General features: G+C 69.8%; 16 protein-coding genes. 2 read left to right on the forward strand and 14 right to left on the reverse strand.

Annotated elements, in window-relative coordinates; all coding sequences use genetic code 11:
• The first annotated feature begins 82 nt into the window (after positions 1–82).
• Positions 83–646 carry a DinB family protein gene (locus ACTMTI_RS07110; RefSeq protein ID WP_441118955.1) on the forward strand — a complete coding sequence of 188 codons (564 nt, stop codon included), beginning with the start codon at positions 83–85 and terminating at the stop codon, positions 644–646.
• 344 nt (positions 647–990) lie between these two features.
• Here ACTMTI_RS07110 and ACTMTI_RS07115 read toward each other — a convergent pair whose 3' ends face one another.
• The 12 genes from ACTMTI_RS07115 to ACTMTI_RS07170 form a co-directional block, all read right to left on the reverse strand.
• Complete coding sequence (locus ACTMTI_RS07115; protein WP_441118957.1) at positions 991–1,212, reverse strand: hypothetical protein; 222 nt, start codon at positions 1,210–1,212, stop codon at positions 991–993.
• 143 nt (positions 1,213–1,355) lie between these two features.
• On the reverse strand, positions 1,356–3,992 hold the full coding sequence (gene ppdK, locus ACTMTI_RS07120; RefSeq protein ID WP_441118959.1) for a pyruvate, phosphate dikinase: 2,637 nt from the start codon (positions 3,990–3,992) through the stop codon (positions 1,356–1,358).
• Between the two features lie 213 nt (positions 3,993–4,205).
• Positions 4,206–5,375: a HAMP domain-containing sensor histidine kinase gene (locus tag ACTMTI_RS07125; protein WP_441118961.1), complete on the reverse strand. Its 1,170-nt coding sequence runs from the start codon at positions 5,373–5,375 to the stop codon at positions 4,206–4,208.
• On the reverse strand, positions 5,372–6,037 hold the full coding sequence (locus ACTMTI_RS07130) for a response regulator transcription factor (protein WP_441118962.1): 666 nt from the start codon (positions 6,035–6,037) through the stop codon (positions 5,372–5,374). Before ACTMTI_RS07130 ends, ACTMTI_RS07125 begins: the two co-directional genes overlap by 4 nt.
• Positions 6,038–6,047: 10 nt before the next feature.
• Positions 6,048–6,902: a S1C family serine protease gene (locus ACTMTI_RS07135; RefSeq protein ID WP_441118963.1), complete on the reverse strand. Its 855-nt coding sequence runs from the start codon at positions 6,900–6,902 to the stop codon at positions 6,048–6,050.
• Positions 6,899–7,840: a VWA domain-containing protein gene (locus ACTMTI_RS07140; RefSeq protein WP_441118965.1), complete on the reverse strand. Its 942-nt coding sequence runs from the start codon at positions 7,838–7,840 to the stop codon at positions 6,899–6,901. The genes ACTMTI_RS07135 and ACTMTI_RS07140 overlap by 4 nt, the downstream gene beginning before the upstream one ends.
• Positions 7,837–8,796, reverse strand: a complete 960-nt coding sequence (locus ACTMTI_RS07145; RefSeq protein WP_441118967.1) for a DUF58 domain-containing protein — start codon at positions 8,794–8,796, stop codon at positions 7,837–7,839. Before ACTMTI_RS07145 ends, ACTMTI_RS07140 begins: the two co-directional genes overlap by 4 nt.
• Positions 8,793–9,788, reverse strand: a complete 996-nt coding sequence (locus ACTMTI_RS07150) for an AAA family ATPase (RefSeq protein WP_441118968.1) — start codon at positions 9,786–9,788, stop codon at positions 8,793–8,795. The genes ACTMTI_RS07145 and ACTMTI_RS07150 overlap by 4 nt, the downstream gene beginning before the upstream one ends.
• Positions 9,785–9,934 carry a hypothetical protein gene (locus tag ACTMTI_RS07155; protein ID WP_441118969.1) on the reverse strand — a complete coding sequence of 50 codons (150 nt, stop codon included), beginning with the start codon at positions 9,932–9,934 and terminating at the stop codon, positions 9,785–9,787. The genes ACTMTI_RS07150 and ACTMTI_RS07155 overlap by 4 nt, the downstream gene beginning before the upstream one ends.
• A gap of 233 nt (positions 9,935–10,167) precedes the next feature.
• Complete coding sequence (locus ACTMTI_RS07160) at positions 10,168–13,278, reverse strand: M14 family zinc carboxypeptidase (protein ID WP_441118970.1); 3,111 nt, start codon at positions 13,276–13,278, stop codon at positions 10,168–10,170.
• A 462-nt stretch (positions 13,279–13,740) separates the two neighbouring features.
• Positions 13,741–15,126, reverse strand: a complete 1,386-nt coding sequence (locus ACTMTI_RS07165) for a glycine--tRNA ligase (RefSeq protein ID WP_441118971.1) — start codon at positions 15,124–15,126, stop codon at positions 13,741–13,743.
• A gap of 93 nt (positions 15,127–15,219) precedes the next feature.
• Complete coding sequence (locus tag ACTMTI_RS07170) at positions 15,220–15,507, reverse strand: antibiotic biosynthesis monooxygenase family protein (RefSeq protein ID WP_441118972.1); 288 nt, start codon at positions 15,505–15,507, stop codon at positions 15,220–15,222.
• A 105-nt stretch (positions 15,508–15,612) separates the two neighbouring features.
• On the opposite strand from ACTMTI_RS07170, the gene ACTMTI_RS07175 reads away from it, so the two are divergent.
• Entirely contained in the window at positions 15,613–15,957 is a 345-nt protein-coding gene (locus ACTMTI_RS07175) for a DUF6703 family protein (protein ID WP_441118973.1), read from the forward strand.
• On the opposite strand, the gene ACTMTI_RS07180 is transcribed toward ACTMTI_RS07175, so the two are convergent.
• Positions 15,954–17,483, reverse strand: a complete 1,530-nt coding sequence (locus tag ACTMTI_RS07180; protein ID WP_441118974.1) for an aldehyde dehydrogenase family protein — start codon at positions 17,481–17,483, stop codon at positions 15,954–15,956. The two genes, ACTMTI_RS07175 and ACTMTI_RS07180, sit on opposite strands and share 4 nt — an antisense overlap.
• A gap of 11 nt (positions 17,484–17,494) precedes the next feature.
• Positions 17,495–19,198, reverse strand: a complete 1,704-nt coding sequence (gene gcl, locus ACTMTI_RS07185) for a glyoxylate carboligase (protein WP_441118975.1) — start codon at positions 19,196–19,198, stop codon at positions 17,495–17,497.
• Positions 19,199–19,207 lie beyond the last annotated feature (9 nt).

The raw sequence follows: 19,207 nt of genomic DNA on the forward strand, positions 1-19,207 counted from the left end.
GCGGTACGCTCTCGCGGCCCACGGCCGGCGACGGCGTCCGCGAGGGTCGCAGCCAGGTCTCCGTTGTATGTAGCGTACGGAAATGACAAGAAGCGAGCGACTCGCGGACCAGCTGGACCGGCACTGGCACAAGAACCTGCGGCCGCGGCTGCACGGTCTTGCCGATGAGGAGTACTTCTGGGAGCCGGTGCGCGGCTGCTGGAGCATCCGCCCACGTGGCACGTCGGCCGCACCGATGTCGGCAGGTTCGGGGGAATGGACGATGGACTCCGCGTCCCCTGACCCGGTGCCGGCGCCGGTGACCACGATTGCCTGGCGGCTGGCGCACATCATCGTCTCCTGCCTGGGCTATCGGGTCGGATGGCACTTCGGCGGCCAGGACGTCGACTCCCAGACATTCGCCTTCGCGGGGACCGCTGACGAGGCGCTAAAACAGCTCGATGAGATGTATGGGAGATGGAACGCGGGGGTCCGCGAGCTCTCGGACGCTGACCTGGAGAATCCGCCCACGGTGGGCCCCGAGCGGTTTCCCATGGAGGGCATCGTCCTGCACGTCAACAGGGAGCTGATCCATCACGGCGCCGAGATTTCCCTGCTGCGCGACCTCTACCGCTGGCAGGACGGAGCCGTACCGCGCCGAATATGACTTTCCGGTAACCGGCGATCGAGCTTCGAAAACCTACGTGGACTCCGTGACGCTCCGTGGCTGCGAGCTTCAGTGAAGCTGCGCCCTCTTGAAGGAGCTGGTCAGGGTGGTGGTGTGAGGGTTGTTCGGAGTGCCCGGCCGGCAGTGCCCGCCACCTGGACCGTATCGACTTCAGGTGGCCGCGCAGCAGATCGGCGAGGTAGTTCACGGTGCGCGTGGACAGCGGCAGGCGGCACTGGTAGACCAGGGACACGGTGTCCCCGGCATGCTTATTGGTTTTCGTCACACAATTCCAACAGCCGCCGGGGGCGCCTTGGTTACGCCCTGCCGTCCGTGCGGGCCGGTCACGGGCGGACGGTGAACTTCCCGTCGGGCCGTTTGTGCAGCCAGCCGCGGTCGGCCGGCTTCGTCAGCTTCCCGCGCAGCGGCTCCAGCTTGCCCCGCACCCCGGTGTCCACGCCCAGCGCCTCGCCGATCTGCCGGGTAGCGACCGGACTGCCGGCCGCCCGCACGGCAGCCAGGATGCGCTGATACTCCGCCGGCAACGCGGACTCCGAAACTCCCATGAACGACAGGCGGATCGGCGGAAGCCGTCGTCTCTCCTTGCCGACGCGAGCTCAGTGGGAACGGCCACCGTGAACAACCGTGCGAACCCGGGAAGCCCCGCAGCGACTGGGGCTTCCCGGAGTCCTTGGTGTTCCGGGGATTTCTAGCGGGTGTCGGAGTCGGTGTCTTTCAAGGCGGCGCGGCCGGCCTCCAGGCGGGCCACCGGGATCCGGAACGGGGAGCACGAGACGTAGTCCAGGCCCACGTCGTGGCAGAAGTGGACCGAGTCCGGGTCGCCCCCATGCTCCCCGCAGATCCCCAGATGAAGATCCGGCCGGGCTGCCCGGCCCTCCGCGGCGGCGATCTCGATCAGGCGGCCCACGCCCTCCCTGTCCAGGGTCTCGAACGGGGAGACGCCGAAGATGCCCAGGTCCAGGTAGCGGTGGAAGAACGAGGATTCCACGTCGTCCCTGGAGAAGCCCCACGCCATCTGGGTCAGGTCGTTGGTGCCGAACGAGAAGAACTCCGCGGCTTCGGCTATCTGGCCCGCGATGAGGGCTGCTCTCGGGACCTCGATCATGGTCCCGATCAACGCCTCGACGCCTACCTCGGCGAGGATCTTGACGGCCTCCTCCCGTACGGACTCGAGCTCCTGTACGGCGGCCACCAGCGGGATCATGATCTCCGGCCGCGCGCCCGGCACCTCCTTGGCCGCCTGGGCGATCGCCCTGACCTGCATCGCGAACAGGCCGGGGATGGCCAGGCCCAGGCGGACGCCGCGCAGGCCGAGCATGGGGTTCTGCTCGTGGAGGCGCTTGACCGCCACCAGCAGCTTGCGATCCTTCTCCGTGACGTCCGACGACGTGGCGACCTTGACGGACAGGTCGACGATGTCGGGGAGGAACTCGTGCAGGGGCGGGTCGATCAGGCGGATCGTAACAGGATCGCCGTCCATAGCCTGAAAAATCCTGATGAAGTCGGACTTTTGCAGAGGCTCCAAGGCGTCCAGCGCCGCCTGGCGCTCCGCATCCGCCGAGGCCAGGACCAGGTCCTCGACCAGTTGGCGGCGCTCCCCCAGGAACATGTGCTCGGTCCGGCACAGCCCGATCCCCTGCGCCCCGAAGCGGCGGGCCCGCGCCGCGTCCTCCGGCGTGTCCGCGTTCGCCCGGACCCCGAGCCTGCGTACGCCGTCCGCGTGCCGCATGATCCGGTCCACCGCCCTGACCAGGTCGTCGTCCGGCTCGGCGCCCTCGAAGTACTCGACCACGGCCGAGTCCACGACCGGCACCTCGCCGAGGAAGACCTCGCCGGTCGTCCCGTCGATGGAGATCACGTCGCCTTCCGAGACGACGACACCGCCGGGCGCGGTGAACTTGTGCTCGGCCGTCGAGACCTCCAGCTCCTCAGCGCCGCACACGCATGTCTTGCCCATGCCGCGGGCGACCACGGCGGCGTGGGAGGTCTTGCCGCCGCGGCTGGTCAGGACGCCCTTGGCGGCGATCATGCCGGACAGGTCGTCGGGGTTGGTCTCGCGGCGGACGAGGATGACGGCCTCGCCCTGCTCGGTCAGCTCCACGGCGCGCTCGGAGGAGAAGACGGCCTTGCCGACGGCGGCGCCCGGCGAGGCGTTCATGCCCTTGGCGATCTTCTTCTTGGGAGCGCCGCCGTCGAAGCGGGGGAACATGAGCTGGGCGAGCTGGTCGCCGGTGACCCGGGTGACGGCCTCGTCGATGGTGATGAGGCCCTGGTCGACGAGCTGGGTGGCGATGCAGAACGCGGCCCCCGCGGTGCGCTTGCCGACCCGCGTCTGCAGCATCCACAGTTTGCCGCGCTCGATGGTGAACTCGATGTCGCACAGGTCCTTGTAGTGCGTCTCGAGGGTCTCCATGATCGAGCGAAGCTCGTCGTAGGAGTGCTTGTCGAGGCGTTCGAGCTCCTCCAGCGGGATCGTGTTGCGGATGCCCGCGACCACGTCCTCGCCCTGGGCGTTCTGCAGGTAGTCGCCGTAGATGCCCTGCCGGCCCGAGCCCGGGTCGCGGGTGAAGGCGACACCGGTGCCGGAGTCGTCGCCGTAGTTGCCGAAGACCATGGCCATGATGTTCACGGCGGTGCCGAGGTCGGCGGGGATGCGTTCCTGGCGGCGGTAGAGGATGGCGCGCGGTGCGTTCCAGGAGTCGAAGACGGCCATGACGGCCAGGCGCATCTGCTCGCGCGGGTCCGTGGGGAAGTCCTTGCCGGTCTGCTCGCGGACGATGCCCTTGTACGTCTCCACGAGGCTCTGCAGCTCGCCCGCGTTCAGGTCGGTGTCCTGGCGCTTGCCCTTGAGCGCGTCGAGCGCCTGCTCGAACAGCTCGCCGTCGATGTCGAGCACGGTCTTGCCGAACATCTGGATGAGCCTGCGGTAGGAGTCCCACGCGAAGCGCTCGTTGCCGCCCGCCTGCTTGGCCAGGCCGTGCACGGACTCGTCGTTGAGGCCGATGTTGAGGACGGTCTCCATCATGCCCGGCATGGAGAACTTCGCTCCCGACCGCACGCTCACCAGCAGCGGGTCGTCGGCCTGCCCGAGCCTCCTGCCCATCTGGGCCTCGAGCGCGTCCAGATGCTCGGCGATCTCCTGTTCCAGGCCCTCCGGCAGGTCGCCTGCCGCCAGGTAGTGGCGGCAGGCCTCGGAGGTGATCGTGAATCCGGGGGGAACGGGTAGCCCGAGGTTGGTCATCTCGGCGAGATTCGCGCCTTTACCGCCGAGAAGATCTTTGAGATTCCTGTTGCCCTCGGTGAAGTCGTAAACATGCTTGGCCACCGCAGCTCCAATCCAACGCCTCTGCCCCGGACTCTACCGGTGGAATTGATGACGAAACTGCACTCCTCGGCTAAGTCGATGTTTGAGCTGGTGAAGGACGCACCAGAGGTCTAATCCAATTATACGCCCGTTGATCGGAAATTGGTTTATACCAATTGGTTTAAACCAATTCTTAGGAAAGGGGGAGACCGGCCGGAGAATCACCGCGCCCGCTCAAGCCAGCGGATTGTCCTCGGGCGGCGTGCCGGGCACGCCGTCGCGCGGCGGCAGCCACAGCACGAACGTCGCCCCCTCCCCCAGCCTGGAGAACACCGCCACGCGGCCCCCATGCGACTCCACGATCTGGCGGACGATGGCCAGGCCGAGACCCGTGTGGCGGTCGCGGCGGCTGGCCTCGCCGCGCCAGAACCGGTCGAACACCCGCTCCTGCTCGGCCTCCCCCAGCCCGGGACCGTCGTCGCGGACCGCCACCCACAGCCAGCCTTCCGACCGACCGGCCGCGACCTTGATCGTGCCGCCGGGCGGAGACAGGCGGACGGCATTGGACAGCAGGTTCGCCACCGCCCGCCGCAGCGCGTCGGAGTCGCCGGTCGTCTCCAGGCCCCGCCCCAGGTCGCGGGTGATCGTCACGTCGCGACCGGCGGCCGGGGCGGCGTACTCCTCGCACGCCTCCCCCGCCACCCACGCCAGGTCCAGGTCGGCGTCGGCGAACGCGCCGCCCTGCCGCCTGGCGCTGGCCAGGAGGTCCTCCACCAGCCTGGTCATGCGGGTGGTCGCGCGGTCCACGATGGCCACGGCCCTGGCCCGCTCGTCGTCGCTGGCGTCGGGGGCGGCGAGCACGGCGTCGACGTTCGCCCGGATGATCGTCAGCGGGCTGCGCAGCTCGTGCGAGGCGTCGTCGATGAGCTGTCGCTGCGCGCTGAACGCCTCCTCCAGGCGGTCGAGCATGGTGTCGATGGTGTCGGCCAGGTCCTTCAGCTCGTCGCGCGGCCCGTTCAGCTTGATGCGCCGCTTCAGGTCGGTGGCCTGGATCTCCTCCGTGGTACGGGTGATCGACCGGACCGGGCGCAGCACCCGGCCCGCGAGCACCCAGCCGATGCCCAGGCTGGCGACGTAGAGGCCGGCCAGGGTGAGCAGCGAATAGTCACGCAGCGTCGCCATCGTCCTGACGTTGACCGCGTTCTCGACCTCCTCGGCGAAGACCACCTCGCGCTTGCCGAGGTAGGTGCTGCCGCTGTAGGCCTTGGCGAATTCCGTCGTGATCGGGCGCTGATCGGTGGACTTGGAGACCGCGTAGTAGATGCCGCCGAGCACGAGCGCCGCCAGCACGAACAGCAGGCCGGAGTAGAGCACGGTGATCCGGAAGCGGATGGTGTGGATCATGTCGGCTCCTTGAGCCGGTAGCCCCGGCTGATGACGGTCTCGATCAGGCCCTCTTCCTGCAGCTTGCGGCGCAGGTTGCCGACCGTGACGCGGACGGTGCTGGTGAACGGGTCGGCGTGCTCGTCCCAGACGTGTTCGAGCAGCTCTTCGGTGGACACGACGTGGCCCGGCCGGGTCATGAGGTAGTGCAGGACGCCGTACTCCTTGGGGGTGAGCGCCAGCGCCCTGCCGTCGATCGACACCTCCAGCCGGGCCGTGTCGATCCGCAGCCGGCCCACCTCCAGCACGGAGGTGCCGCCGCCGGTGTCCCTGCGCAGCAGCGCCCGCACCCGGGCCAGCAGCTCGGGGAACGCGAACGGCTTGACCAGGTAGTCGTCGGCCCCCTCGTCGAGCCCGCGCACGCGGTCGTCCAGCCGGTCGCGGGCGGTCACCATGATGATCCGCACGCCCTGGCCCGCCGCGCGCACGGTGCGGCACAGCTGGAAGCCGTCGCCGCCGGGCAGATTCAGGTCGAGCAGGACCAGGTCGTACGTGTTGACCTGCAACTTCTCGTGCGCCGACGGCGCGTCGTAGGCCACGTCCACGGCGTATCCCGCACGGATGAGGCCCACCCGCAACGCGTCGACCAGGTCCTCCTCGTCCTCAACCACAAGCAGTCGCATGCCTCGGACCCTAGTTTCGGATGATGCGTTCCGCGATGGGCGCGGCCCGGTCGATCGGAATGGCGAAGCCGATGCCGATGTTGCCGCCGCCCCGCCCTGCCGCGATCGCGGTGTTCACGCCGACGACCTCGCCGCGGGCGTTGACCAGCGGGCCGCCGGAGTTGCCCGGGTTGATCGAGGCGTCCGTCTGCACCGCCGTACGTGCGGCGCCGCCCAGCCGCACCTCCCGGTCCAGGGCGCTGACGATGCCGGAGGTGACGGTGCCGGACAGGCCCAGCGGGGAGCCGATCGCGAGCACCTGGTCGCCGACGGACAGGTCCGCGGACCTGCCGAGCGTGGCGGGCGGCAGGTTCCCGGGGGCGGACACCTCCAGCACGGCCAGGTCCTCGCTGTCGTCCTCGCCGATCACCCGGGCGGACAGCCTGCGGCCGTCGTTGAGGATCACGGTCACCTCGTCGGCGCCCTCGACCACGTGCTCGTTGGTGAGGATGTGGCCGCGGTCGTCCACCACGAACCCCGAACCGCCGCCGCGCCCGACGTCCACCGAGACCACGCTGGGCAGCACGCGGGCCGCCGTCGCGCTCAGCCCGGTCAGGTTGGCCGACGGGGCGGCCGCGACCCTGGGGAGGGCGGCGGCGGGGGGCGGCTCGGACCCTTCGTAGAGCCGCTCCCCCGCCACGCCCGCCGCCGCTCCGGTGACGGCCGCGACGAGCGCGGCGGCCACCAGCAGGCGTCCCTTGGGCGGCGTCTTGGGTGTGCCCGGTGTGCCGGGTGCCTTGGATGCGCCGATGACCGGCTGCTCCTCGCGGGTGCCGAGCGGCGGCGTGACGAACTCCGGCCCGCGCGGACTGCCCAGGCCCCTCACGGAAGCCTCGAGAACCAGAGCATCGACGTCACCGCCGCGATCAACGCGGAGATCAGTCCCGCCGCCACGAACCACTGCCATACCTCCTGACGCTCGGTCCGGTAGCCGACCGAGGTGCCGATGTCCTCGTAGACGGCCTGCAGCTGGTCGCCGCTCGCCGCCTCGTAGAAGCCGCCGCCGGCCGTCTCCGCCAGCCCGCGCAGCGCCGGGCCGTCCACCGGCACCGGCACCTCGTTGCCGGACAGGTTGATGGTGCCGCCGGGCGTGCCGTACGCGATGGTGGTGACCGGGACGCCCCTGTTGGACGCCTCGGTCGCCGCCTCGCTCACGGGGCGGCCCGTGGTGCTGGAGCCGTCGGACAGCAGCACGATGTGCGCGGGCGGCCTATCCTCCTGCGAGTCCAGCGAGGCGATGGCCTCCAGCGAGGAGTAGACCGCCTCGCCGATGGCGGTGCCGGAGGACGTGCTGAGCCGGTCGAGCGCGCTCAGCACCGCCTGCCGGTCCGTGGTCGGCGGCACGGCGACCGAGGCCGCCGAGGAGAACGACACCAGGCCCAGGTTGAACCGCTCCGGCAGCCCCTGCACGAACTGCCGGGCCGCCTGTTTGGCCGCCTCGAACCTGTTCGGGGAGACGTCGGTGGCGCCCATGGACGCGGACACGTCGAACGCCACCATGATCGTCGCCCGTTCCCTGGGCACCTGCACCTCGGCCGTCGGCCGCGCGAACCCGATCACCAGCAGGGTGAACATGAGCAGCAGCGCGGCCGCGGGCACATGCCTGCGCCAGCCGGGCCCGCGCGGCGCGACCTTGTCGAGCAGGTCCAGGTTGGTGAACCGGACGGCGTACGCGGTACGCCGCAGCGCCATGATCACGTACGTGACGGCCAGCAGGGCCACGGGGATGAGCAGCAGCAGCCAGATGGGCGAGAGCAGCGTCATGCCACATCACCTCCCTCCCGCGGCCCGCCCGCGCGTGCGGGCAGGGTGGGGCTCGCGGCCAGCATGGCCAGGCGGCGCTGGCTCATGATGTGCTTGACCAGGTCCCGCACCCAGTCCCGGTCGGTACGCAGCCGCAGGTGCGTGGCCCCGGCCCGGCGCAGCGCCTGCGTGATCGCCTCGCGTTGCCCGGCCGCCGCCTCGGCGTACCTGCGGCGCAACCGCGCGTTGCCGGTGGCGACCTCGCGCCGCCGGCCCGTCTCCGGGTCGATCAGCGTGAGGACGCCCACGTCCGGCAGGGTCAGCTCGCGCGGGTCGAGCACCTCCACGGCCAGCACCTGGTGCCTGGCGGTGAGCTTGCGCACCGGCAGCTCCCAGGTCTCGGGCGAATCGAGGAAGTCCGACACGACGACGACCAGGCCGCGGCGGCGTACCACCCGGCCCAGTTGCTCGGCCGCCACGCCCAGCAGCGGCTCGGCCACCCCGGGCGGGGTGCGGGGCAGCGCGAACGCCGCCTGCAGCAGCGCCATCAGGTGCGGCCGGCCCGTCCTGGCGGGCAGCGTCCTGACGCCGCCGCCGTGCAGCAGGTGGGTGCCGATCCGGTTGCCGGTCCGCTGGGTGAGGAAGCCGACCGCGGCCAGCGCGGACAGGGCCAGCTCCCGCTTCTCCATCGCCGCCGTGCCGAAGTCCATGCTGGCGGTGGCGTCGAGCAGGGCCCAGATCTCCAGCTCCCGGTCGGCGACCAGGTCCCGGACGTGGGGTTCGTTGGTGCGGGCGGTGACGTTCCAGTCCATCCGCCGCACGTCGTCCCCCGGCTGGTACGCCCTGGTCTCCGCCGGCTCGCTCCCCGGACCTGGCACCAGGCCCAGGTGTTCACCCTGGAGCAGCCCATCCAGCCTCCTGGTGATCGTCAGCTCGAGCCTGCGCAGCGCGGGCTCTGCCATCAGGTACGGCTTCATGCCACGGCTTCCTGGCGCAGCGTCTCCTGCTGGGGCGTGATGACCGGCAGCGGCACGGCGGCCAGCACCCGGTCCACGATCTGCCGCGGCGCGACCCCGTCGGCCAGCGCGTCGAAGGAGAGCACGAGACGGTGCGCCATCACGTCGTGGGCCAGGTCCCGTACGTCCTCCGGCAGCACGTAGTCGCGCCCCCGCATGAGCGCCAGCGCCCGGCCGGCCGCCAGCAGGCCGAGCGTCGCCCTGGGGCTCGCGCCGAAGGCCAGCAGCCGCCGCACGTCCTCCACCCCGTACCGCTCGGGGTCGCGGGTGGCGTAGACCAGGCGCACGGCGTACTCGGCGACCGCGTGATGCACGAAGACCTCCTCGGCCCGCCGCTGCAGGGCGACGACCTGCGCGGGGTCGAAGATCGGCTGGGCCGCGGGCGGGTCCACGCTCATGCGGTAGACGATCGCCAGCTCCTCCGATTCGCTGGGATAGTCCACGTCGATCTTCATGAGGAAGCGGTCGCGCTGCGCCTCGGGCAGGTGGTAGACGCCTTCGGACTCGATGGGGTTCTGGGTGGCCAGCACCAGGAACGGCGTCGGCACCTCATGGGTGACGCCGCCGATGCTGACCTGCCGCTCGGCCATGATCTCCAGCAGCGCCGACTGCACCTTCGCAGGCGCTCTGTTGATCTCGTCGGCGAGCAGCAGGTTGGCCATGACCGGGCCGAGCTCGATGTCGAAGCTCTCGGTCGACGGCCGGTAGATCCTGGTGCCGACGATGTCGGACGGCACCAGGTCGGGCGTGAACTGGATGCGCGCGAACGTGCCGCCGACCACGGTGGCCAGGGTCTCGGCGGCCAGCGTCTTGGCGATGCCGGGCACGCCTTCGAGCAGGCAGTGCCCCTTGGCGAGGACCGCGACGAGCAGCCGTTCGACCATGTGGTCTTGGCCGACGATCACCCGCTTGACCTCGAACAGCGCCCGTTCGAGCAGCGCGGGGTCCGTCATGGCCGCATGTCCTCCTGGTAGGGGCAGTCGTCCACGACGACCCGGAGTTCAAGGGCGCTCGGCTCGGGTTCGGCGAACGCGGCGCTCCCGGTCATGACCAGTGCTCCCGCGGCCAGTGCCACTAGAGCGAAACGTGATCTACGCATGGGTTTCCTCGTCCCTCGTATCGGCCTCATATCGGGCTTAGGAGGCATGTCATCAGGCGACCGCGAAAACCTGCGTAACTCCCGGCTTTACACGGTTTTTCGGTTGCCGGGGTAGACCTTCCACAGCCCCGGCGCGACCCGTCCCCATGGAGCCGGTGCGTCGTGGGTGGCCGTCCTTCGGAGGGAAAGCCGGACGGCCACCCGCGCGCGGGTGGCCGTCCGTTACCCATGGGTCAGCCGATCAGGTACTTCATCACCTTCTTCAAGGCCGCGTTCCGCTCGTTGTCGGTGCCCAGCTGCTCCAGGCCGAACCCCAGCAGCACCGTGTCCTTCGTGCTCACGGCCGCCGTCTTGTCGGCCTGCGCCCGGACGAAGTCGCCGGCACCGGCCGGGCTGCCCGCCGGAGGTCCGGGAATCGTCCAAGGCCCGAGCCCGCTCTCGAAGCCCTCGGCGTTGAGCGTGCCGCCGGTCGTGGTGACCCTGGTGTCGTCGACGAACGCGCCCACGCCGCCGGTGCCGGGGTCGGTCACGTAGCTGATCGACACCTCGACCTGCTGACCCGCGTACGCGGACAGGTCGAAGGCCACCTGCTGCCAGCCGCCCGAGTTCTCGGTGAACCGGTTCCAGGAGCCGCTGGTCCCGGTCGGCGTGCACGGGTTGCCCGGGGTCAGGTAGCGCAGCAGCCAGGGGTGCTCCTCCAGGAGGAACCCGGCCGCGCACTCCGTCGGGACCCCGGTGTCGGTGCCGCCGTTGAGATCCGGCAGCGTCGTCCAGTTGTCCTGGCCGGCCGTGTGCGCTTCGACGATGACGTTGTCGTAGCCGGGCTCGGTGTCGAAGGACAGCTGGAACGCCAGCCGCGGCTGCTGCGCCGCCGTCACGGAGCCCAGGTCGATCGTCCTGGTCAGCCGCATGTAGGAGTCGTCGGCGTGCGAGCCGTTGACGAACCACTGGCCTTCGACGGGATCGAACGGACCCGGGGTGCCGAGCTGGTAGTCCGCCGCCGGCGTGCCCGCGAAGCGCGGGAAGTCCGTGCCCATGGGCTGCAGCACGCCCGCCTCGTCCACCGGGTTGTCGGCCGTGGCCGGGCCGCCGAAGGCGCCGTTCACCCCGGCCAGCGGGCCGGTTGCGGTGAAGCCGCTCGGGTCGGCGCGCGGGGTGCGGCCGCCGACGCCCAGGTAGTACTGGGTGAAGTCGTCGGCCAGCAGCAGGCACTCGTCGAACAGGCCCTGGATGCTGGTGACCACGCAGTCCCCGTCCGGGTTGCCGTCGATGCCGTAGTAGACGCCGCCGACGATCGTGTCGAGGATGCCGTAGTACGCGGTGGTCTCGCCGGTGTAGAGGAGCTTGCCTCCTTCGTTGAGATAGTCGCGGACGGCGATGGTCAGGTCCTGCTGCGACCGCTTGACGTCGGCGTCCGGCAGGTCGCCGAGCGGGGTGACCGTGACCACGTCCTGCTGGTCCATGGACAGCCGGTTGTCGCCCAGCTCCCACACGAGGCCCTTGAAGTGGGACAGCACGCCCAGGTGGTGCGGCACGCCCTGGGCGTCGACGTCCCAGGTCTCGGACGCGTATCCGGCGGCCTTGAGGGCCTGCTGGTACTTGGTGGTGTACTTGGGCGCGGTCACCGCCGCCGGATAGTCCGGGTTGAAGCCGGTGTAGTCCTCATTGGCGATCACCAGGACCTTGGCCGCGGAGTCCTTGGCCAGCGTGTAGGTGAAGTGCGGGCTGGAGACGACGCCGGTGCCCGGCTTGAAGCCCTGGAACCAGACCTCCACCTTGTCGCCCGGTTTGGCGCCGCTCACGCTGGCGCGGTATTCGGCGAAGTACAGATCGTTCTCGCCGCCGTACCGCTCGCCGCCCGTCCACTCCGACAGCGGCCTGACCTGCGCGGGGCCGCCGTTGATGCGGAAGCGCATCATCTTGGCGAGCAGCGACCGGCGCGCGGTGACGGCCACCGGTTGCGGGTCGCCGTACGAGACCGCGAAGGAGTCCGGCGCGAAGTCGGGCACCGTGCGCCCGACGACCGAGACCGGCTTGTCCGGCGTGTGCACGGACTTGGCCGCGGCCAGCGCCAGCGGGATGTTCATGGCGAACTCGCCCTGGATCAGCTCCTCGTCGTCGGGGAAGGTGAACCCGAGTCCGCCGGCGCAGTCATCCAGCGTCCACTCGTCGTTGGGGTCGCGCTCGGCCGCCGCCTCGCAGGTGGACATTTCCGGCGTGATCGACATGGCGCCGCGCAGGTTGGTCATGTGCCCGTCGGTCTCGCCGTTGGTGGTGTAGAGCTCGGCGCCGATGTCCGGGTCGTACGTCGGCACGGCGGGGTTCGCGTCGTCGCCCAGCAGCGCCTCGAAGATCAGATCGTCGGGCGACGGGGTGGCCTGCTGCCAGCCGATGCCGTAGAGCAGCAGCATGGCCGCGGAGTGGTAGTTCATCAGGTACTTGAACCGCACCCGCTTGCTGAGGTTGTCCAGCGCCACGGTCTCCGGCTCGGACTGGGCCGTCTTGCCGCGGTAGGTCTGGCTGGAGACGATGCCCGACGAACCCTCGTCGTCGTAGCGCCACTTGTAGGCGAAGTTGCGGTTGAGGTCGACGCCGTCGGCGCTGGTGACCTGCCCGTCGCCGTCGTTGTCGCGCAGGTTCTTGCGCCACAGCCGGTTGTCGGGAGTGAACGTGTGGTCGTAGCCGTCGGGGTTGGCCACCGGCAGGAACCACAGCTCCGTGGTGTTCACGAGCTTGGTCAGCTCGGCGTCGATCCCGTACCCGTTGAGGAAGTGGTGCAGCAGCCGCCGTACCATCTCCGGCGTGATCCACTCGCGGGCGTGCTGGGCGGCGAGGTACAACATGGCCGGGCGAGTGCCGTCACGCAGCTTGCGCGCGTCCTTGGTCACTTTGATGGCGGTGATCGGCGTGCCGTTGAGGCTGGTGCCGATCTCGACGACCTTCGCGATGCCGGACTTGGCGTTCGCCGCGGCGACGATCTCCTCGCGGATGCCGCCCGCGCCCGCGTAACGCTTGAAGACCCCGTCGCCCTTCTGCGCCAGGCGTGCCTGGTTCGCGACCTGGGCCTTGAGCGTGATGCCCTGCTTGGCCAGCCGGTCCGCCAGCGCCGAGGCGAGGATGACCTCGACGGTGACCTTGCCGTCCGCCCGTTTGACGATCCTCATCTCCTCGCGGTCCACGCCTGCCGCGATGAGACCGGCCAGTTGGTCCGCGGTGAGTTCGCCGGTGTAGACGAACACGCCGTCCGGACCCGCCCCCGGTTCCGGCACCGCCGAGGCCGGGGGAACGGTCAATGACCCGAATATCAGGAGCAGACCGGCGAACAAAATGAACGTGCGCTTCATCGCGCCTCCGAGAAATCAGCCCCCGAATGCCGCTAGGGATGCCCGCAATCTCTGCGTATGCCGGACGCTTGTCAATCACGACGGCCACATGTGGTCACACCTCATCCGAGTGACACCCGGATCCGTATGACCGGACGAACGGGCCAAGGTGAAACCGCCGCAACCGCCGCTCTACGTGGGACAACGGTGCCGGTCAACCGGGCGCGCGTCACGGCGGCGCGCCGGTGCCGCTCCTTCCGTTCAACCGCCGGACCATCCTTTACGGCGGAGCCACGTGGGCTCCTTCCACCGCACGGGGCTGAGGACCCTCCAGGGAGACGCTCCTCCGCTTCACCGCCGCGCCGCCGCGACGCGCGCCTGTTTCACCGGCTTCGTGGTTTCACGCGTGCACCGGCCGTCGAAACAGAAAGGCCGCCCACCGATGCGCGGAAGGCGGCCTTTCGAAAACGAAAAAGCAGAGGATCAGTCGTTGAGGTGCTGGCGAAGATAGGACTCCACGCCGTCGATGGAGATGCGCTCCTGACGCATGGAGTCGCGCTCGCGGATCGTCACGGCCTGGTCTTCGAGGGTGTCGAAGTCGACCGTGATGCAGAACGGCGTGCCGATCTCGTCCTGCCGCCGGTAGCGGCGGCCGATCGCGCCCGCGTCGTCGAACTCGACGTTCCACTTGCGGCGCAGCTGTGTGGCCAGGTCGCGGGCCTTCGGCGACAGGTCGGCGTTGCGCGACAGCGGCAGCACCGCGGCCTTGACCGGGGCGAGCCGGTGGTCGAGCCGCATGACTGTGCGCTTCTCCATGACGCCCTTGGCGTTGGGCGCCTCGTCCTCGCTGTAGGCGTCCAGCAGGAACGTCAGCGTGGCGCGGTCCACGCCGGCCGCGGGCTCGATGACGTAGGGGACGTAGCGCTCCCCGGTGTCCTGCTCGAAGAAACTGAGGTCGACGCCCGACGCCTTGGAGTGGGAGGAGAGGTCGAAGTCGGTGCGGTTGGCGATGCCCTCGAGCTCACCCCACTCGGAGCCGGTGAAGTTGAAGCGGTATTCGACGTCGACGGTGCGCTTGGAGTAGTGGGACAGCTTGTCCTTGGGGTGCTCGTAGAGCCGCAGGTTGTCCTTGTTGATGCCCAGGTCGGAATACCAGCGGAAGCGCTCGTCGATCCAGTATTGGTGCCATTCCTCGTCCGTGCCCGGCTTGACGAAGAACTCCATCTCCATCTGCTCGAACTCACGGGTGCGGAAGATGAAGTTGCCCGGCGTGATCTCGTTGCGGAACGACTTGCCGATCTGGCCGATGCCGAATGGGATCTTCCTGCGCGCGGACTGCTGGACGTTGAGGTAGTTGATGAAGATGCCCTGCGCGGTTTCGGGCCGCAGATAGGCCAGGCCGGACTCGTCCTCGACCGGGCCGAGGTAGGTCTTGAGCAGACCGCTGAACTGCCGGGGCTCGGTGAAGGTGCCCTTGTTGCCGCAGTTGGGGCAGGTGATGTCCGCCAGGCCGCCCTCGGGCGACTTGCCGTTCTTCTCCTCGTAGGCCTCGATGAGGTGGTCGGCCCGGAAGCGCTTGTGACAGGACAGGCACTCGGTCAGCGGGTCGGTGAAGGTCTCGACGTGACCGCTGGCCCGCCACACCTCGGGCGCCAGGATGACGCAGGAGTCGAGGCCGACGACGTCCTCGCGGGCCTGGACCATCGACAGCCACCACTGCCGCTTGACGTTGTTCTTCAGCTCGACGCCCAGTGGACCGTAGTCCCACGACGCGCGCAGTCCGCCGTAGATCTCGCTCGACGGGTAGACGAGCCCGCGGCGTTTGGCGAGGCTGACGATGGTGTCCATGACGTCGGTGCGTCGTGCCATTTGGTTGGTTCTCTTTCCGGCTGGAGGTCGGCGAGTTGAATTGATGAGATCCCAGCTTAGGGGACGGTCGCACAAACTCGCGCGCCAGTATTGTTATGTCCTGTCCTGCAGGTAAACGTCCTCGAACGCGCTGGGTTCGTTGACCATGAGGATCATGAGCGGATACATCGCCATCCGGGCGGCGGAGAGCGCTCTGCGGTAGAAGCCCGCGCCCTCCCACTCCGTGACCAGCGCCCACAAATTGGGCTCATCGACCGATCGGGCCAGCCTGCCCCGCTGGAAGCCCGGTTGGTCGGTGAGCGTGTCGAGGATGACATGGCCCTGCTTGACGAAGTCTTGGGACTGGGACTCTGGCACGGAGTATCGGATCACGGCGAGCACCCGACCAGATTAGAGGGGTAACAGCCACCAAGTGCACGAACTTCCCGTGGCCCTTGATCCGGCTTCCCATGGCCCTTGAGGAGATGGCTCCCGTAGGCTCGGGGTGTGGCTGCCAACAACAAGCTCCCGCTCCCACAGGGCGAGCGGTTCTTCACACCGGGCGCGACCGGCCTGCGCAAGGCCGTGGAGCAGCGTAGCGCGCTGCCGATGACATACCTGTTCACGCAGGTCCCGCGGTGGCTGACGCCCGTGGTGCTGGTGGTCCTGCTGCTGGTCGGGTTCGCCGTGACCAATCCGCTGGGCGGCGTGGCCGTGCTGCCGGTGATCGCGTTCATCGGCTGGCTGGCCTACCTGTCGTGGCCGTCGCTGGGGATCGGCGGGAAGCTGATGCGGGTCGCCATGCTGACCTTTCTCGTGCTCCTGGCGGCGACCCGCTTCGGGGCGCTCTAGGGCAGCAGCGTGTAGTGCGGGAAGTTGCCCGGCAGGCGCTCGCCGTCCGGGCCGGCGGTCGCGGCTCTCACCAGCAGCTCGCCCCCCACGAACGCGCCGCGCCAGGAGGCGCCGAGCCCGCCGAACAGCTCCTCGCGGTCGCCGCGGGAGCGCGGCCGGTTGTGGCCGACCTTGAACGCCCGCACCTCGGGCGCCAGCCGGTGGAAGGTCTCCTCCTCGTCGCAGGACAGCGTGGCCACGAGGGCGCCGTTGCTGGCGTTCATGGCGGCCAGCAGCTCCGCCTCGGTGTCCACCAGCACGATCGTGTCGACCGGGCCGAAGGGCTCGGCGTGGAAGAGGGGTGACGAGCGGGGCGGGCTGAGGAGCGCCGTCGGGGGGAAGTACGCCGAAATATCCTGCCCCGGCAGGAAATGTCCGGCAGCCAACGGCGCCCGGTGCACCGGCACGCCGCCCCGCGCGACGGCCTCGTCCACCTGGTCGGCCAGCTCCTTGGCCTTCGAGGCGTTGATCAGCGGGCCGAAGTCCAGCTCGGGCAGCGGATCGGCGGGATCGGCGACCGCGAGCGGATGGCCGTACCGCAGCGATCCCACCGCCGCCAGATAGGCGGAGAGGAACTCGTGGAACAGCGACCGCTGCACCACGAACCGCGGATACGCGGTGCAGCGCTGCTTGCCGTAGTCGAACGACGCCCGGATCTGCCGGGTGAGCAGCTCCCAGTCGCCGTACTCCCACACGCCCCAGCAGTTGAGCCCCTCCTGCTCCAGCACGTGCCGGCGGCCGAGGTCGGCCAGCGAGGTCGCCACCTTCGCCCCCGCGTCCCTGCCGCCCACGAACGACACGCAGCCCAGCGACCGCCCCGCCACCAGCACCGGCGACAGCTCCGCCCCTCCCCCGCTGACCAGCGTGAAGGGCAGTCCTTCCCGTACGGCGAGCGCGCAGGCGAGGGTCAGGCAGCACAGCCCGCCGTCCGTGGGGGTCTTGGCGATGACCGCGTTGCCGGCCAGCGCCTGCACGAGCATGGCGTGCATGAGCACGCTCATCGGATAGTTCCAGCTCGCGATGTTGCTGACGGGGCCGGGCAGCGGCATGCGGCCGGCCACCATGCGGTCGATCTCCGTCAAATACCAGCGCACGCCGTCCAGGCAGCGGTCCACGTCGGCGCAGGCGGTCTTCCACGGCTTGCCGATCTCCCACACCAGCAGCAGCGCCAGCAGGTCACGGTGGGCGGCCATGGACTCCACGGCCGCGGACACCATGGCCTTGCGCTCGGCGAGCGGCAGGTGCCGCCAGCGCCGGTGTTCCTCGACGGCGCCCGCCACCGCGCGCCCCGCGCCCGCCCGGTCCAGCCGGGGCGGCCCGGCGATGGCGGTGCCGTCCAGCGGCGAGAATCCGGGCACCGGGCGCCCGTCGCGGTGCCAGATGCCGCCCCAGTGGTTGAGCACCCGGTCGTCGTGGAACGCCTCGGGCGCCGCCGCGCAGCAGCGGTCGTAGGCGTCGTGCCAGGCCGTACCCGGTTTGAGCCGCATGCATATCCTCCTCAGTCGGACCAGTCCGCGGTGATGAGCTCGGGCAGCGGCTCGAACTCCTTGATCGCCTCCAGCGAGGGGCCCATGGCGGCGTTGGCCTCGCGCTCCACCATCACCTCCACCAGCACAGGCAGCCGTTCCCGCGCCGACTCGGCGGTCGCCCAGGCCAGCGCGTCGCGGATGTCGCCGGGCAGCTCCACTCGGCGCGCCGGGCAGCCGAACGCCTCCATGGCCTTGACATGGTCGATGCCGCCTTCCCCGTAGTGCAGGTCCACGGCGTAGTTCATGCCGTACGGGATCTCGGCCTGCCTGATGAGCCCCAGATACTCGTTGTTGATCATGACGATGACGAACGGGATCCGGTACTGCGCCGCCACCGCGATCTCCTCCATCAGGAACTGGAAGGAGTAGTCGCCCACCACGGCCACGACCTGCCGCTCGGGATGGGCGCACTTGACGCCCATGGCCGCCGGCACCTCCCAGCCCAGCGGCCCGGCCTGCCCGCAGACCAGGTAGCGGCGCGGCAGGTAGGTCGTCTGGAACTGGCCCGACCAGATCTGGTAGAGCCCGATGGCGGTGACGAACGTGGTGTCCCGGCCGAAGAACTCGTTGATCTCCTTGAACACCCGCGGCGGCTTGATCGGCACGTCGTCGAAGTCGTCCCGGCGGCCCATGGTGCGGCGCAGGTCGGCGACCTTGCGCACCCATTTGCCCGGCTCCCGCGGCTCGCTGCGGCTGCGTGCCTCGGCGAGCAGCTCCGTCAGCACCGGCCGGGCGTGGCCGACGATCCCGAGGTCGGGTTCGAAGACCCGGCCGATCTGCGTGGGCTCGATGTCGGCGTGGATGAACGTCCGTCCCCGGCGGTAGACGTCCAGGTCGCCGGTGTGCCGGTCGCCGAACCTGGCGCCCACGGCCAGCACCAGGTCGCTGGCGAGGAATGCGGCGTTGCCCCACCGGGTCTGGGTCTGGATGCCGGCCATGCCGGCGAACAGCGGGTGGTCCTCGGGGAAGGCGCCCTTGCCCATGAGCGTCACCTGCACCGGGATCTGGAGGTGCTCGGCGAGCTCGCGCAGTTCCTCGCTCGCGTCGGCGATGATCACGCCGCCGCCGGCCAGGATGATCGGCCGCTTGGCCTCCGTCAGCAGGCCGACGGCCTTGCGCACGGCACGGGGCAGCGGTCCGGGCACCTCGACGGGCAGCGGCGCGTCCACGTCCCGGTCGTACAGACAGGTGCCGCGCTGCACGTCGATCGGCAGGTCGATGAGCACCGGGCCGGGCCGCCCCGAGCGGGCGATCCGGAACGCCTCCCTGAACACCCACGGCGCCTGGGCGGGCTCCTTGAGCTGCACCGCCCACTTGGTCACCGGCCGGGCGATCTCCACGATGTCGACCGCCTGGAACGCCTCCTGATGCAGCTTGGAGGAGACGGCCTGCCCCGTGACGCAGATCATCGGGATCGAGTCGGCCAGCGCGGTGTAGAGGCCGGTGATCATGTTGGTGCCGGCGGGGCCGGAGGTGCCGATGCAGACGCCGACGTTGCCGGTCACCCTTGCCCAGCCGTCGGCCGCGTGGGTGCCGCCCTCCTCGTGGCGCACCGTGATGTGGCGGATCGAGCTGTGCTGGAGCGCGGCGTAGAGCGGCAGGATGGCCGCCCCCGGGATGCCGAAGACGGTGTCCACCCCCTCCGACTCCAGCACCGCCACCACGGCCTCCATGCACGGAAT

Origin of the sequence: Nonomuraea sp. H19 (assembly GCF_052068215.1) — a bacterium.
In the GTDB taxonomy this organism is placed as follows: domain Bacteria; phylum Actinomycetota; class Actinomycetes; order Streptosporangiales; family Streptosporangiaceae; genus Nonomuraea.

Bases quoted from the DNA above. Each gene is read 5' to 3' on its own strand.
- ACTMTI_RS07130 (WP_441118962.1), bottom strand. From the start codon at position 6,037: ATGCGACTGCTTGTGGTTGAGGACGAGGAGGACCTGGTCGACGCGTTG.
- ACTMTI_RS07180 (WP_441118974.1), bottom strand. From the start codon at position 17,483: ATGCGGCTCAAACCGGGTACGGCCTGGCACGACGCCTACGACCGCTGC.
- ACTMTI_RS07110 (WP_441118955.1), top strand. From the start codon at position 83: ATGACAAGAAGCGAGCGACTCGCGGACCAGCTGGACCGGCACTGGCAC.
- ACTMTI_RS07125 (WP_441118961.1), bottom strand. From the start codon at position 5,375: ATGATCCACACCATCCGCTTCCGGATCACCGTGCTCTACTCCGGCCTG.
- ACTMTI_RS07150 (WP_441118968.1), bottom strand. From the start codon at position 9,788: ATGACGGACCCCGCGCTGCTCGAACGGGCGCTGTTCGAGGTCAAGCGG.
- ACTMTI_RS07155 (WP_441118969.1), bottom strand. From the start codon at position 9,934: ATGCGTAGATCACGTTTCGCTCTAGTGGCACTGGCCGCGGGAGCACTG.
- ACTMTI_RS07115 (WP_441118957.1), bottom strand. From the start codon at position 1,212: ATGGGAGTTTCGGAGTCCGCGTTGCCGGCGGAGTATCAGCGCATCCTG.
- ACTMTI_RS07145 (WP_441118967.1), bottom strand. From the start codon at position 8,796: ATGAAGCCGTACCTGATGGCAGAGCCCGCGCTGCGCAGGCTCGAGCTG.
- ACTMTI_RS07160 (WP_441118970.1), bottom strand. From the start codon at position 13,278: ATGAAGCGCACGTTCATTTTGTTCGCCGGTCTGCTCCTGATATTCGGG.
- gcl (WP_441118975.1), bottom strand. From the start codon at position 19,198: ATGGAGGCCGTGGTGGCGGTGCTGGAGTCGGAGGGGGTGGACACCGTC.
- ACTMTI_RS07165 (WP_441118971.1), bottom strand. From the start codon at position 15,126: ATGGCACGACGCACCGACGTCATGGACACCATCGTCAGCCTCGCCAAA.
- ACTMTI_RS07140 (WP_441118965.1), bottom strand. From the start codon at position 7,840: ATGACGCTGCTCTCGCCCATCTGGCTGCTGCTGCTCATCCCCGTGGCC.